Here is a 13,365-nt window from a genome sequence, read left to right on the forward strand (position 1 = left end):
TGCCCAGCCAAGGGCTCTTGGCCTTCGGCGGCGGTCGGTGCCGGACGATTTCGACATTCCACCGCAGTCATTCGCTCTCTCACCGTTCATCCCCCCGGAGTGCGCGCCAGAGGTTGCGTGAGAAAGAGAGGACGCATCGATGCAGCTGGGAATCTTCAGCATCGGCGACGTGACCACCGATCCGACGTCGGGCAGGAGGCCGACCGAGCACGATCGAATCCGAGCGACCGTCGAGATCGCGCGCAAAGCCGAGGAGGTCGGATTGGACGTGATGGCGCTCGGCCAGCACCACAACCCCCCTTCGTGGCGTCCTCTCCTCCGACGACCCTCGCCTACATCGCAGCGCTCACTGAACGGATCATTCTCTCCACGGCGACGACCTTGATCACGACTACCGACCCGGTGCGGATCGCAGAGGATTACGCCCAGCTCCAACACTTGGCCGGCGGCCGAGTCGACTTGATGCTCGGCCGAGGCAACACCGGCCCGGTCTACGAGTGGTTTGGGCAGGATCCTCAGCAGGGAGTCCCGTTGGCGTTCGAGAACTACGCACTTCTCCGTCGTCTGTGGCGCGAGGAGGTTGTTGATTGGGAAGGCGAGTTCCGTACACCCCTGAGACGGTTCACGGCCACGCCACGCCCCATGGACGGCGTTCCGCCCTTCGTGTGGCATGGCTCCGTGCGGTCGCCCGAAATGGCCGAACAGGCCGGGAAGTACGGGGACGGGTTCTTCGCCCACCACATTTTCTGGCCAGTCTGGCACACTCGGCAGATGGTTCGCACCTACCGCGAGTGCTTCGAGAAGCATGGTCACGGCGCAGCGGATCAGGCCATCGTTGGCCTCGGCGGGCACATTTTCATGAGTCGACGAAGTCAGGATGCCGTTCGACAGTTCCGCCCGTACTTCGATAATGCACCGCTCTATGGCAAGGGGCTGCCGCTTGAAGACTTCATGCGGCAAACCCCGCTGACTGTGGGATCGCCCCAGGAGGTGATCGAACGGACCTTGACGTTCCGGAACTACGTGGGCGACTACCAGCGCCAACTGTTCCTGATTGACCATGCCGGCCTTCCCCTCAAGACCGTTCTGGAGCAGCTTGACCTTCTCGGGACGATCCTTCCGACACTGCGACAAGAGTTTGCGGCGCGCAAGCCCGCACATGTGCCAGACGCTCCAACCCACCAGACCCTGTTAACCGCGAACAGTACGACGATCGGCGCGAATCACCCCACCCCCGCCCCTGCCGTTGAGATTGCCGGCCGGTAACCCTGCCCCTTGGAGCACGCGAGAACACGCGCCGCCGTTTGTTGACCGCCACCGCCGACAAAGCCTACGATCGTCTGTGTACGGATTAGTATCCGCACTGGCCGGCGCGCCCAGGCCCGCATGCCGCACGATTGACGGTCCGTGCCGCTTGGGCTTGCAGATCGCGACAGTGCCTCCGAGGCGGCAATCGTGTACCGGCCCGGTTGGCTCACCGCATCGACAATGATCTTTCGCCGTCCGAGATGGCTCCCACATGAGGAGGAACAGTGACACCTGACGAGTTCAAAGGCAAGGTAGCCCTCGTCACCGGCGCCGGAGGCGGAATCGGTCTCGCCGAGGCTCGTGCTCTCGCAGAGCTGGGCGCGCATGTCGTCATCAATGACGTCCGTGCTCACCGCGGGGCGACGGAGGAGGAGGGCACCGCAGAGGAGGTCGCCGCCGACCTTCGGGCCGAGGGATACTCAGCCTCGGCAGATACCGGTGACATCAGCAAGGAGGAGTATGCGGTCGGCCTCGTCGAACGAACTGTAAAGCAGTTCGGCCGAATCGACATTCTCGTCAACAATGCGGGGGTGTTGGGCGACGGCACGGCACATGAGACCGATACCGATCGGCTCATGCGAACGATGTCAGTGAACCTCTTCGGCCCGTTCTGGACTCAGCGCACTGCCCTGCGGTACATGCGCGAGAAGAACTACGGTCGAATCATCAACACCTCCTCTGGCGCCGGGGCACTCGGTCAGAGCAGCACACTTCCGTACAACATCACAAAAATGGCGGTTCTCGCCCTCAGCAAGACCGCCGCCCTGGACAATGAGCATCTCGATATCAAGGTCAACTCGATATGCCCTCTGGCCAGAAGTGTCATGTCGCGTGAGTTCTGGGACTCTCGAACTCATGTGGATCCCGACAGTGTGGATCCGAAGATCGTGGCTTCGGTGGTGGCCTATCTGGCAAGCGAAAACTGTTCCATCTCTGGCGAGGTTCTCAGCGCCGGAGCAGGTCGCTGGGCCCGCATCGTCGTCGGCAAGACGGCCGGTGCCGTCGGCAGTTTCGATCCCGCCCAGGTATCCACGGTCCTTGAGGAGATCATGGATGTGTCGGATCTGAAGATCCTCCGTGCGAGCCGTGATCAGTACGACCAGGACGAAGCCTCACGGAGCGGTGCATGGGTCCCCGGACAGACGAACCCGCACTCCGGTGACGCCTGACCCGACTCGTTCCGGCAGCCCCAGCGTGTCGTCGCTAGGGCGACGCCCGTTCGGGCTGCCGACTGGGAAGCGTCCAAGCGATGAGGCCGCCTGCCAACGCTGCTGTCCCTCCGACAAGATACGTCACCGCGAAGCTTCCAGTCAGATCCGCCATGAGCCCGCCAACGTAGGGGGCCATGAACTGAGCCACCGCGAACGAGAGGATCGTCGCTCCGAATGCGACCGGGACGTCAACAGGGGGAGCTCATCGCTCAGGTAAGCGCCCAAGACCGATCCGATCCCCATCGTGACGAGGCCGAAGGCTCCCACGACGACGTAGAGGAGAAGGGAGTCGTCCGTGGTGATCAAGATGACAGAGCAACCTGCTGCGGCAATCAGCCCAGCGGACAGGATGCGGCCCCGGCCCCAGAGGTCGGAGATCTTTCCAAGGAGTACTCCGCTGACGATGCTGGTCAGTCCCAGGAGCGAGTACGCGAAGTTGGCCTCCGCATTGGTCATTCCGGTCCGGAGGAGCACGGCGATGAGGTAGCTGGTGAAGATAGCGAACCCGATGCCATACAACCCGAAGGAACCACATAGGCGCCCGAGCGCGATCTGTTTCCGTAGCTCCCGCAGCCGACGGGGCCGCGCCACAGCGGCGTCGGATACGGGCTTGAGCGTTAAGCAAACCACTACCAGCACGACGACGGAGATCAGGCCAACGATCCCCCACAGCTCACGCCATGCTTCGGCATCGCGCCAGTTCTGCACGAGGCTTGCGAGCACCCCGCAAGCAACCACGCTGATCCCCAGTCCTGAGGTCATCAAACCGTAGGCAAGCCCACGCCTGTGCGGCGGGGCCGACACCGCGACAACTCCCGCGGTGGGAATCCAGATCAGAGCACCGCATGCCCCCGTGAGGGACATCGCGAGATAGAGCATCCAAGCGTCGGTGGCCACGGCCATCACGATGAGTCCAGCACAGGTCCCCGTGAGACCGGTCTTGATCTGTGCCGTCGGGCCGGCACGTAGGGGAAAGATCGTCAAGACGACCATGGAGATCGCATACGCCCCCAGGCTCACTCCTCCGAGCAGACCCGCTGCGCCGTAGCTCCCAAGAATGTCATCTCTCATCGCGGGCAGGACGAAGGGATACGCATATCGCGCAAGACCGAGCGAGACTGCGCTGGCGGCAGTGACGGCGAGCACCGTGCGTAGCCATCCTGATCCGTCCGTGACCGGAGCAGCCGGCCGTTGGGCGTCCGGCCTCGTCATGCCCCTCCCGAGGCACCCGACCTCGAGCAGCCCAGGGGCCCGAAGTCATCAACCGGTGCCCTCCACGCTGATGTCGGGGCCGAGCGTCTGGAGTTCCGAAGCAGCAATCAGGCCGCGGGTGTAGGGGTGCTGAGGTTGCGTCATTACCGATTGCGCATCACCTTGCTCGACGCACTCGCCCTTGAGCAGGACCAAGACACGGTGACTCAAATGCCGTACCTGATTCATGTCGTGACCGATGAAGAGATAGCTCACCCCGAGCCGCTGCTGGAGCTCAAGCAGGAGGTTCGAGATCTGGCCGCTGACCGAGACGTCGAGGGCAGACATCGGCTCGTCGAGAATGATCACTGCCGGCTCTTGCGCGAGGGCCCGTGCGATCGCGACCCTCTGCCGCTGGCCACCCGAGAGCTGATGGGGGAAGGACGCGGTGAGCTCGGTAGGCAGCCCGACCAGGCCGAGGAGATCCGCAGCACGAGCCCGACGAGCGCGTCGGCCGGCACCGCCCTCGATTGCTTGGCGTTCGGTGACGATGTCCCACAGTCTGCGCCGCGGGTTCAGAGAGCTGTAGGGATTCTGGAAGACAGCTGACACGGCGTTGACGTACTCACGACGACCAGCGCGACCCAACTGTTGGCGGTCTTCTCCCCTGAAAAGAACTGTCCCGTTCGTCGGTCTCTCGAGTCCAAGCAGTAGGCGGCTCAACGTCGTCTTCCCGCTGCCGGACTCTCCCACGACGCCCACGGTCTCGCCGGGCGCAAGCGTGAGGCTCAGGCCACTGAGCGCTCGCACCTCATGCTCACGCGTCGTGCGATAGACCTTCGTCAAGTCGCGAGCCTCGAGCACATACGTCATCGGTCCTCCGGATTCCAGCATGCGAGCGAGCTCTGCCCTACGTCGATGGAAGCCGGCATCTGCGTGGTGCAAATGTCCAGTGCGCGGGCGCAACGAGGGGCAAATGGACAGCCGGCAGGCATCTCTCGCAGGGTCGCAGGCTGCCCAGGTATCACTTGCAGAGGCCGCCGCGGCTCCCTGCCTTGAGCGCTGGACACCATCAATGCGCGGGTATAGGGGTGCCGGGGCTCGTTCAGCACCTCTCGCGCCGGACCGCGCTCGACGACGACGCCGCCGTACATCACCACCACGTTCTGACATAGGAGCCGAGCAACTCGCACATCATGAGTGATCAGGAGGGTCGCCAACTGCCGCTCACGACGCATTTGATCGATGAGTCGTAGGATTCCCACTTGCGTCGTGACGTCAAGCGCCGTTGTTGGTTCATCTGCGATCAGGACTTTTGGATCACCCGCCAAGGCAATGGCAATGGCAACACGCTGGCACATGCCGCCACTGAACTGATGGGGGTAGGAGCGCATCCGCGATCGGGCGTCCTTGATGCCGAGCGAGGCAAGCAGGTCGGCGATGCGCTCATTCAGCTCCCCTCGAGCAACCCCGGGCATCGACTCGGCGATCTGGGTCCGCACGCGGTAAAGCGGATCTAGTGCGGTCGTCGGATCCTGCGGCACGAACCCAATATCGCGCTGCAGCACCTCCCGCATGCGACGGTCCGGGAGGTCAACGAGGTCCAGACCATCTAGCTTGATGCTTCCACCAGCGATATCTCCCACCGGCGGGCGGATCATCCGCATGATCGCCATCGCAATCGTGCTCTTCCCGCTGCCGGACTCGCCGACCAGAGCCGTCGCGGTCCCGGCCGGGACTGTGAAGGTCACTCCCCGCGCCGCAGGCAGCGTGTCCGACCCTGAGAGGTAGTCGACCTTGAGATTCTTGATCTCCAACAACGCGATCATCTCCTCCTCGTCGCAGGGTCGAGCTGCTGACGCAACCAGTCCCCCGTGAGGTTCGCTGCGACAACTGTCAGACTGAGCGCTGCGCCGGGAAAAACCGAAAGCCACCAGGCGTTCCGCATATAAGATCGCCCGTCCGCCAACATGTTGCCCCAGGACGCGTCAGGCAGCGGCACGCCTATGCCCAGAAAACTCATGCTCCCCTCGGCGACGATCGAGAGACCGACCTGCAGCGTGGCGAGCACCAGGAGTGTCGGGATGATGTTGGGCAGGACGTGCCTGGTCATCGACCACCACGGACCACCGCCGAGGACCGTCGACATCCTCACGAAGGCTTGGCCCCGAACCCGGATGACCTCACTACGCAACACGCGCGCGTACTGGGGCCATGCCCCCAGGACGATGACTAGGATGACGACGACGATGCTGGCTCCATAGAGCGCCACGATCACGATGCCCAGCAGCAGGACAGGGAAGGCCATCGATGCGTCCGCCGCCCTGGTCAGCACGATGTCGAGTCGCCCCCCACAAAACCGGCAAGCAGCGCGACCGCAGTGCCGATGACACCGGCCAGCGCGACAGCTCCCACGGCGACGAGCAGCGAAACCCGTGCACCCGAGACCATGCGGCTCAGCACATCGCGGCCCAGGTGATCAGTGCCGAAGGGGTGACCCATGGTTCCCCCAGCGAAGACGGGCGGCTCTAACGCATGAGCCAGATCGATCGCATTGGGCGGGTGAGGGGCAAACCACGGACCTAGCGTTCCCATCAGGACGAAGAGAACGAGAATCCCGAGGCTGAGCCACGGCCGACGAACCTTTCGTTGTCGCCGCCCGGATCTCGTCCTGCCGGGCGCGGAGATGTCTGATTCGACATCCGCGGAGTTCACTGACATATCAGGCACCCACCGTCGTCCGCTGATCTCTCACCCGGGGGTCGAGCACGCCATACAGGAGGTCCACGACGAACAGCAACGCAATGAACAGGAGCGTGTTGATCACGACAACTCCCTGGACGAGGGCGAAGTCCTTGGATCCGATTGCGCCGATGGCGAGTCGCCCGACGCCGGGCCACGCGAACAGGTTCTCCACTACGATCGTTTGGGAAAACATCGCGCCGAGTTGGAGCCCCGCGAGAGTCACCACAGGCAATGACGCATTGCGCATCACGTGCCCGAAGAGAACATGCGGCGACACTCCCTTTGCCCTCTCATAGAGCGTGAAGTCCTTGTGATGAACCTCGATGACCGTCGACCGAGTGAGGCGGGCGATAGCCGCGGTGGGCAACGCTGCGAGCGCCACAGCCGGAAGTATCAGGCTGCTCGGACCGTCCGCCCCGAAGGCAGGCAACCAGTTGAGGTTGACAGCGAACAACAGGATCAGAAGCATGCCGAGCCAGAACGAGGGAACCGACTGCCCGACCACGGCGAGGAGCCTTACGGAGGTGTCAGTCCGGGTGTCGGCCCGTGACCCGGCGAGCGCTCCGAGCAGCACCCCGGTCACCAAGGCCAGTATGAAGGCAACCAGGGCCAACTGGGCCGTCTGGCCCATTGCCGGCACGACCAGTTCACTGACTGGGACGTGGTAGCTGGTCGATGTGCCGAGATCACCACGCGCTAAGTCACCCAAGAATGCGAGGTACTGAGCCAGGACCGGGCGGTCGAATCCGAGCTCGGCTCGCAGGGCCTCGATCTCCTCCGGTCCCGCATCTGGTGGCGCAAGCAAGGTCGCGGGATCGCCATTCAGGCGTGCCAAGAAGAACACCGCAGAGACGATGACGAGGGCCGCTATCAAACCCTGCACCAAACGGCTCAGCGCGAACCTCAGCATGGGGCGCGACGCATCGACGGCACCTGCGCTGCAGCCATCACTCGGCCTCCAGGTACCAGAACGGCTCAGCTATCGGCGTGGCGACCTTCGGCCTGAACTCAGCGACCCGAGGGCCGATCGCCATGACGTTGTCGAAACGCACCATGGGTAGCACATAAAGCGTCTCACGCATCAACTCATTCAGTTGCCGTCCGTACTCCTCACGTTCGCCGTCGTCCATCGTGGCGAGGGCCTTGTCCAGAACGTCGTCGAACCGAGTGTCGGCATGTGAGGTCAAGATGCCATCGGTGGTGAAGTAGGGCACGTACCCGGTCAGCTCTGAGGCGAAGCTTCCGTTGATGGAGAAGACCGAGGCACCGTCGTAGGCCTGGTCGTAGCTCTTTTGCACATAGGTCGCGTTGTCGTCGAGAGTGAGGTTCACCTTCACACCGACCTTCGCCCAGTAGCCGGAGATCGCCTCCACGAACTTCATGACATTCGGTATCGATGGCGACGAGCTGTAGGAGTTGAGGTCAAGCTCAAGGTTCGCCGCGCCTTCCTCAGCGAGAATCTGCTTGGCGCGGTCGGGATCGTAGGCCTGAGGCTCGAACGAGGCGTCGTATCCGTCAGTCGTCGTCAGCATGGGTGTCGCTGCAACTTGTGCATAGCCCTTGTACAAGGTGTCGGCAATCGCCTGACGATCCACGGCCATCAGGAGCGCCTCGCGCACCCTCAGGTTCTTCAGGGGCGAAGGACCGTCGTCGCGATTGTCGAGCATTTGGATGAACCCCAGCGAAGCCGACTCCGAGGTGACGATCCGAATGCCGCCCGAGCCGTCGAGTTGCTCTGCACCATTGGCGCTCAACCCTTGGACCACATCGAGCTGACCCGACTGCAACCCACTGATCCTGGTCGTCTCGTCCGGCACCGCCTTCATGACCAGTCTCTCGAAGTTGGCTTTTCGCCCCTCGTCCCAGAAGTCGTCGAAGCGGGCGACCACGATGGATTGATTCACTTCCTGCGACACGAACTTGAAAGGGCCGGCGGCAACCGGGGCCCTCATGAACTGGTCCTCACCGACTTCGTTGTAATAACCAGTGGCGATCGGAACCGGCGAGTCCTGGAGGAGATTCGGGTAGGGCCGCTTCGTCGTCACCTTGACGACCATGTCGTCATCTACGACCACCGTGTCGATCGCCTTCGCGAAACCGGAATGACTCAGGTAGTGGATCCAGTTCTCGGGGTCCTTGCCGCTTCGCGGACCACCCGTTCGATCGCTGTCTTTACATCCTCGCCAGTAAAGGTCGAACCATCGTGCATCTTCACCCCTTCACGGAGCTTGAAGGTCCACGTCAACCCGTCCGAGGAGACCCGCCATGAAGTCGCCAGTCCGGGTGCCCACGTCCCATCGATCTCCTGGCGCGCGAGGCCCTCTCCCACGGCATCGCGCATCCAGGCGGTGGACAACGCGTTCCTGGCCTGCATCGGGTCGATCCAGTTGCCGTCAAGGGCAGGTGTCCCCACCGTGATCGTCTTGCCGGCTGCGTCCTCGGATTCCCCATTGGACAGTCCGCAGGCAGCGAGCAGCGCCACGGCGAGGGCGATCATCAGCACGTAACGACGAGCAGGGGCCTGCAGGCCCGAGTTGTCTTGTCGTGTTCGATTCATACTCGCTCTCCTCAAGTTCATATTTGTCTCCGCCTGGGTGCGCAAAGGCCCGGTATGTCCGCATGGAGGATCACCGCGCTCGCCCAGCGAGGGAACTCGCCGGGCCACGGCGCCATCTTGACCTGAACCACTCCGTGTACAGATCATTGGATGTCAGTCGCACACAGACCTGTGTCGAGGGACTGGCACGACGTTTGCGGGGCTGACGGCCGGCTTACGGATCCTCCTGCTAAGACGGCGTGACCGCTGCTCGAAGGAGGCCACCGTAGTAGGAGTCTGGGGCGACGTGCTCGACCTGCGTAGTCCGCTCCGCAATCAGCCAGCGGCCGTCGATCTTGACGAACCTATCCTCATAAGTCCCGCTGTGGTCATAGCCGGCATCGGTGATCACCAGGTAGTAGGTGACGCCCTCGGCGCATGAGCTGTCCACGAACGTGAGTCGCGTGGAAGTAAGGTGGTGCCGAGAAACCGACATTTGAGCTTGGTCTCGGGTGTCCGCCAAGTTTGCCCTGAGTGTTCGAGCATCACCGTTGCGAAACCGGGCCGTGATCGCCTCGCGGCCTTCATAGCGGCCCAACCCAACGCCCGGAACCTTCATCACGGCATCCTCAGCCCAAATGCGTTCCATGCGATCCCACTCGCCGCGATCGTTGGACACCGTGTACTCACTGATAAGGTCCATGATCTCCAAGCGTGCGCCATGCTCTTCGACGTCCATGCCGCTCCATTCCTGCCTCGGTTGGGTTCACATCGGGTTTGCCCCGCCCCCGGTCGCTCCTCGCCGGCAAGCTCCGGGCAACTGCGCTGCCCATCGACTCGACGGGCAGCGCACCTACTAACGGACCGTTGAACCGGCATCCACCGCGATCTCGGTCCCAGTGATGAATCGCGACTCATCGCTCGCCAGGAAGGCCACAGCGTTCGCAACGTCCTCAGGCGCCATCCACTTGTCTGGAAGCGCGTTCATGAAGATGGGCCCGAGAGTCGCCGCGACCTCGGGCTTCTCAAGCTCTCCACCAAAGGGGTTAGCTTCGCCCTTCTGTCCGTTCCATTCGAAGCCTGCCATCGGCGTCATCACGGCCCCCGGGAGAATGGTGTTGACACGGACTCGATGCTGTCCCAGCTCATTGGCCAGGGTCTTGGTAAGGCCGACCAGGGCGTGCTTCGAACATACATAAGGGGCCAGGAACGGTTGTCCGCGTACACCGGCAACTGAGCTCGTCACGATGATGGAGCCACCGTCACCCTGCTTGATCAGCACGGGCGCGATCGCCTTGAGCACCTTCCAGACGCTCGTGAGGTTGACCGAGATGACCTCGTCCCACTCTTCCTCGGTCACCTCCCACGCGTAGCCGTAGTGGCAGATACCGTGATTGGCCACCACCACATCTAGGCGTCCGAGTTCACGCACGCCGTCGTCCACGAGCGCCTTGACCGCTTGATAGTCGCGGGCGTCCAACTTCCGCCAGACGATTGCGCGCCCCTCCTGCTCGACGAGCCTCGCCGTCTCCTCGAGGTCAGCCAGTGTCGGCGGGTCGTAGTTCGCGCTCGCGAAGCCCTCGCAGATATCGAAGGCGATGATGTCCGCACCCTCGCTTGCAAGACGCACTGCGTGCGCACGCCCCTGACCACGAGCCGCACCGGTGACGAGTGCGACCTTTCCCGAAAGTCGTCCCATTTCATTCTCCCAAGGTTGAAAACCGAATTGCGTTCAAGCTGTGCTGTCCCGAGAGCATCGAGCGGCAGTCTCAGAAGACCGTCGCGTCCCGCGCGGTACTTATGCGCCGCGACGAGCCCCCGCTGCGGCCGATCGGAACTCGGCCACCATCTCCGCCGTCATCTGAGCGGTCTCATCTTTGTTCAAAGTCGTGCGCAAGCGATACAGAATCACATCGGTGACGCCTGCCTCAGCGAGTTGAGGCAGGCATGCAAACGTCTTGCTGAAGTCGTTGCGACCATCTGCGTGATGTTCCGCGAAGATTCCGACCTGCACCGGGAACGCACCGTCGTGTCCAACACCCGCCTCAACCACGAGAGAACGCATCTTCGCGATACTCTCCGCCATGTCTTCGTGGCCGATGTCCCACGTGATCCACCCCGACCCGAACCGGGCGATCCGTCGAGCGACGTTCTGGTTCACTCGGCCGCCGACCCAAATCGGTACCCCCCTTCTTGCAGGGGCTTCGGCATCGCGTGAATATTGGAAAACGTCAGGTCCTGGCTTTCATAGCTGGCTCGCTTCTCGCGCCACAACAACTGACAGACCTCGAGCGTGTGATCAAGCAGTCGGCCTCTGGCCTTGAAGTTAAGACCCGCGGCGACGTACTCCTCCCGCTGCCAACCGATACCCACACCGAGATCGAGGCGACCGCCAGAGAGCACGTCGATCGTGACAGCGGACTTGGCCAGCACCACCGGTCGACGTAGGGCAGCCAGAAGGATTCCAGTGCCCAATCGAATCTGGGTGGTCACCCCGCTCAAGGCCGCGAGGAGGGACATGGGCTCGAAGTAGTTACCGTCGGGTCCGGTGGGCTGGGAGCCGCCGACGAGTCCGCCCAGGGCAGGGTTGCCGTACGCGTCCAACTGCTCCCCGAACACGATGTGATCTGGCGCCATGATGCGATCGACGCCGGCTTCGTCGCACGCCCGAGCGAAGTCCAAGACGTATCGCCAGTTCGCTACATCTTGGGTCAAATTGGAGGGCAGGGAGACCGACAAACGCATTATTCGTTCCTTATCAGGGACGTACGCGACCGCCACGAAGCATCGTTGATTCCGGGGCCGTACGAAATGTGGGTTGACATTGACTTGAGAGCTGCCGACCGGCGTGGGCACTCCCGCTCCACGAGCGGCTACCTCATTGCAGGGATCCTGCAATCTGGCCCAGGCACGTTGTGTGCAGCGCCCTCGTTCACGCGACCGCCATCGAGGAACGCAGACAGCCGGCTACAGCATCCGCCTACCAGCTACATTCGAGCTTGTTGAACTCGCGGCTCGTCGTCCAAGACACCTTCACGCCGTCCGGACCCGCGAGCCGGATCTGGGGCATACGCCGCAGGATCTCTTCCATTGCAATCTGCATCTGGAGGCGGGCAAAAGGCGCCCCGACACAGCGGTGGATCCCCGCACCGAACCCCAATTGCTTGTGGACGTTGCTTCTGTCGAGACGGAATTCGTCGGGATCCTCGAACATGGCGGGATCACGGTTGGCCGCACCGAACATGAGCATCACCCGCTCCCCTGCACCGATTGACACATCGCCCACAGTGCTGGAGGCAGTCGTCGTGCGCGCCATCCCCGGGAAAGGTGACTCGATCCGCAACGCCTCCTCGACGGCGATCTCGATCAGAGCCGGGTCGTCGAGCAACTGGTCGCGAAGTTTCGGGTCTCCCGCGACGCGATAGAGGAGCCCGCCGATACCGCTCGCGGTCGTCTCAACGCCGGCGCCCAGCAGCAGAAAGGCCAGCGAAACAGCGTCATCGTGGTTGATCGGCTCGTCATCGATCATGAGACCCGCGATGTCCGAGAGCATGTCCTCACGGGGGTGGGAACGGCGTTCTTCGACGCCCCTACTGAGGCGGGCCAAGATCTCGGCGTAGGCGACAGCTGCCCCTTCCAACTCCCCCTCCTGCGTGAGCCTCGTTCTATCCATCGCCTTATCGCGGAACCAGGTCCACTCATCTTCGGGGAGCCCGAGGATGATGGCGATGGCCATCGTGGGGAACGGATTGAAGAACACCTCCGCCAGATCGGCGTGGCCGTCCTCCACGATCTCATCGAGAAGAGATCCGACCACCGATCGGATACTCGGCTCCAACGCGAGCATGCGCTTGACAGAGAACCACCCTTGGAGCGGCCTGCGGTACTTTCGATGCTCAGGGTCGTCCTGCTCAATGCAGATGACCCGCGGAGGTGGAAGAGAGGGGATGGTCACAGGACAAGCGCTACTGAAGACATCCGCATTGAGCGAGGCGTTGTAGACATCCTTGTAGCTCGAGATCACCCAGAAACCGTCATCGAAGGTATCCGAATGCGCGACGGGGCACCTCGACAGTAGGTCCTTATAGTACTCGCCGGGCTCTCTTGCCACGTCGGGCTCATTGAGTCGGAAAGGCACAGAAACTGGCTGAGAAACAGACTTGACGCTGGGTTCGGTCACCGGAACTCCTGGATCTTTGGCGCGAGGGCCACGGCTGATCAATTACTCAGTACACTGATCAATGGCCATATGTGCACTATCCCTGAATGGGATACGGAATGTCAAGGGGTATCTTGCGACAACGTCTGGTCTCGGGATCGATATTGACGAGCCAGACATCGGTTGCTGGGTCGAAGCGGCCAACGCCGTTGGCG

Annotated in this window: 14 protein-coding genes and 2 pseudogenes; 2 read left to right on the top strand and 14 right to left on the bottom strand. The window is 62.6% G+C overall.

Features of this window, described 5'->3' with window-relative positions; translation table 11 throughout:
• The first annotated feature begins 139 nt into the window (after positions 1-139).
• Together L1066_RS06855 and L1066_RS06860 are read left to right on the top strand one after the other, a co-directional pair.
• Positions 140-1,266: pseudogene (locus tag L1066_RS06855) on the top strand (CE1758 family FMN-dependent luciferase-like monooxygenase).
• A 266-nt stretch (positions 1,267-1,532) separates the two neighbouring features.
• Positions 1,533-2,477, top strand: coding sequence for an SDR family NAD(P)-dependent oxidoreductase (locus L1066_RS06860; protein ID WP_235735605.1), 945 nt, complete (start codon positions 1,533-1,535; stop codon positions 2,475-2,477).
• Between the two features lie 141 nt (positions 2,478-2,618).
• Here the strand turns inward: L1066_RS06860 and L1066_RS06865 are convergent, their stop codons facing one another.
• The 14 genes and pseudogenes from L1066_RS06865 to L1066_RS27560 all read right to left on the bottom strand — a co-directional run bounded on the left by L1066_RS06865 (position 2,619) and on the right by L1066_RS27560 (position 13,171).
• Entirely contained in the window at positions 2,619-3,665 is a 1,047-nt protein-coding gene (locus tag L1066_RS06865) for an MFS transporter (RefSeq protein ID WP_235735606.1), read from the bottom strand.
• Positions 3,666-3,779: 114 nt separating this feature from the next.
• Positions 3,780-4,583 (bottom strand): ABC transporter ATP-binding protein, encoded by an 804-nt coding sequence (locus L1066_RS06870; RefSeq protein ID WP_235735607.1) that lies wholly within the window; start codon positions 4,581-4,583, stop codon positions 3,780-3,782.
• Positions 4,580-5,539 (bottom strand): ABC transporter ATP-binding protein, encoded by a 960-nt coding sequence (locus L1066_RS06875; RefSeq protein WP_235735608.1) that lies wholly within the window; start codon positions 5,537-5,539, stop codon positions 4,580-4,582. The genes L1066_RS06870 and L1066_RS06875 overlap by 4 nt, the downstream gene beginning before the upstream one ends.
• Positions 5,536-6,018: an ABC transporter permease gene (locus L1066_RS06880; RefSeq protein WP_235735609.1), complete on the bottom strand. Its 483-nt coding sequence runs from the start codon at positions 6,016-6,018 to the stop codon at positions 5,536-5,538. The genes L1066_RS06875 and L1066_RS06880 overlap by 4 nt, the downstream gene beginning before the upstream one ends.
• Before the next feature lie 20 nt (positions 6,019-6,038).
• A complete protein-coding gene (locus L1066_RS06885) occupies positions 6,039-6,212 on the bottom strand; it encodes a hypothetical protein (RefSeq protein ID WP_235735610.1) in 174 nt (57 codons plus the stop codon).
• A 30-nt stretch (positions 6,213-6,242) separates the two neighbouring features.
• A pseudogene (locus tag L1066_RS28470) lies at positions 6,243-6,431 on the bottom strand (hypothetical protein); the annotation flags it as partial.
• Position 6,432: 1 nt separating this feature from the next.
• Positions 6,433-7,365, bottom strand: a complete 933-nt coding sequence (locus L1066_RS06890; protein ID WP_235735611.1) for an ABC transporter permease — start codon at positions 7,363-7,365, stop codon at positions 6,433-6,435.
• Between the two features lie 37 nt (positions 7,366-7,402).
• Positions 7,403-8,512, bottom strand: a complete 1,110-nt coding sequence (locus L1066_RS06895; protein ID WP_283095313.1) for an ABC transporter substrate-binding protein — start codon at positions 8,510-8,512, stop codon at positions 7,403-7,405.
• 50 nt (positions 8,513-8,562) lie between these two features.
• Positions 8,563-9,012, bottom strand: coding sequence for an ABC transporter substrate-binding protein (locus L1066_RS26525; protein ID WP_283095314.1), 450 nt, complete (start codon positions 9,010-9,012; stop codon positions 8,563-8,565).
• Positions 9,013-9,241: 229 nt separating this feature from the next.
• Entirely contained in the window at positions 9,242-9,730 is a 489-nt protein-coding gene (locus L1066_RS06900; protein WP_235735612.1) for a nuclear transport factor 2 family protein, read from the bottom strand.
• Between the two features lie 117 nt (positions 9,731-9,847).
• Positions 9,848-10,690 carry a mycofactocin-coupled SDR family oxidoreductase gene (locus tag L1066_RS06905; protein WP_235735613.1) on the bottom strand — a complete coding sequence of 281 codons (843 nt, stop codon included), beginning with the start codon at positions 10,688-10,690 and terminating at the stop codon, positions 9,848-9,850.
• 99 nt (positions 10,691-10,789) lie between these two features.
• Positions 10,790-11,152 (bottom strand): hypothetical protein, encoded by a 363-nt coding sequence (locus L1066_RS06910; RefSeq protein ID WP_235735614.1) that lies wholly within the window; start codon positions 11,150-11,152, stop codon positions 10,790-10,792.
• Positions 11,149-11,772 carry an LLM class flavin-dependent oxidoreductase gene (locus tag L1066_RS06915; RefSeq protein ID WP_235735615.1) on the bottom strand — a complete coding sequence of 208 codons (624 nt, stop codon included), beginning with the start codon at positions 11,770-11,772 and terminating at the stop codon, positions 11,149-11,151. Before L1066_RS06915 ends, L1066_RS06910 begins: the two co-directional genes overlap by 4 nt.
• A 199-nt stretch (positions 11,773-11,971) precedes the next feature.
• Positions 11,972-13,171, bottom strand: a complete 1,200-nt coding sequence (locus L1066_RS27560) for a cytochrome P450 (protein ID WP_235735616.1) — start codon at positions 13,169-13,171, stop codon at positions 11,972-11,974.
• Between the last annotated feature and the right edge of the window lie 194 nt (positions 13,172-13,365).

Origin of the sequence: Nocardioides alcanivorans, assembly GCF_021555175.1 — a bacterium.
Lineage (GTDB): Bacteria > Actinomycetota > Actinomycetes > Propionibacteriales > Nocardioidaceae > Nocardioides > Nocardioides alcanivorans.

What these genes read in the sequence shown, in the direction of transcription:
- L1066_RS06870 (WP_235735607.1), bottom strand. Translation starts at nt 4,583, where the DNA reads ATGACGTATGTGCTCGAGGCTCGCGACTTGACGAAGGTCTATCGCACG.
- L1066_RS06875 (WP_235735608.1), bottom strand. Translation starts at nt 5,539, where the DNA reads ATGATCGCGTTGTTGGAGATCAAGAATCTCAAGGTCGACTACCTCTCA.
- L1066_RS06880 (WP_235735609.1), bottom strand. Translation starts at nt 6,018, where the DNA reads ATGGCCTTCCCTGTCCTGCTGCTGGGCATCGTGATCGTGGCGCTCTAT.
- L1066_RS06885 (WP_235735610.1), bottom strand. Translation starts at nt 6,212, where the DNA reads ATGGGTCACCCCTTCGGCACTGATCACCTGGGCCGCGATGTGCTGAGC.
- L1066_RS06890 (WP_235735611.1), bottom strand. Translation starts at nt 7,365, where the DNA reads ATGCTGAGGTTCGCGCTGAGCCGTTTGGTGCAGGGTTTGATAGCGGCC.
- L1066_RS06895 (WP_283095313.1), bottom strand. Translation starts at nt 8,512, where the DNA reads ATGGTCGTCAAGGTGACGACGAAGCGGCCCTACCCGAATCTCCTCCAG.
- L1066_RS26525 (WP_283095314.1), bottom strand. Translation starts at nt 9,012, where the DNA reads ATGAATCGAACACGACAAGACAACTCGGGCCTGCAGGCCCCTGCTCGT.
- L1066_RS06900 (WP_235735612.1), bottom strand. Translation starts at nt 9,730, where the DNA reads ATGGACGTCGAAGAGCATGGCGCACGCTTGGAGATCATGGACCTTATC.
- L1066_RS06905 (WP_235735613.1), bottom strand. Translation starts at nt 10,690, where the DNA reads ATGGGACGACTTTCGGGAAAGGTCGCACTCGTCACCGGTGCGGCTCGT.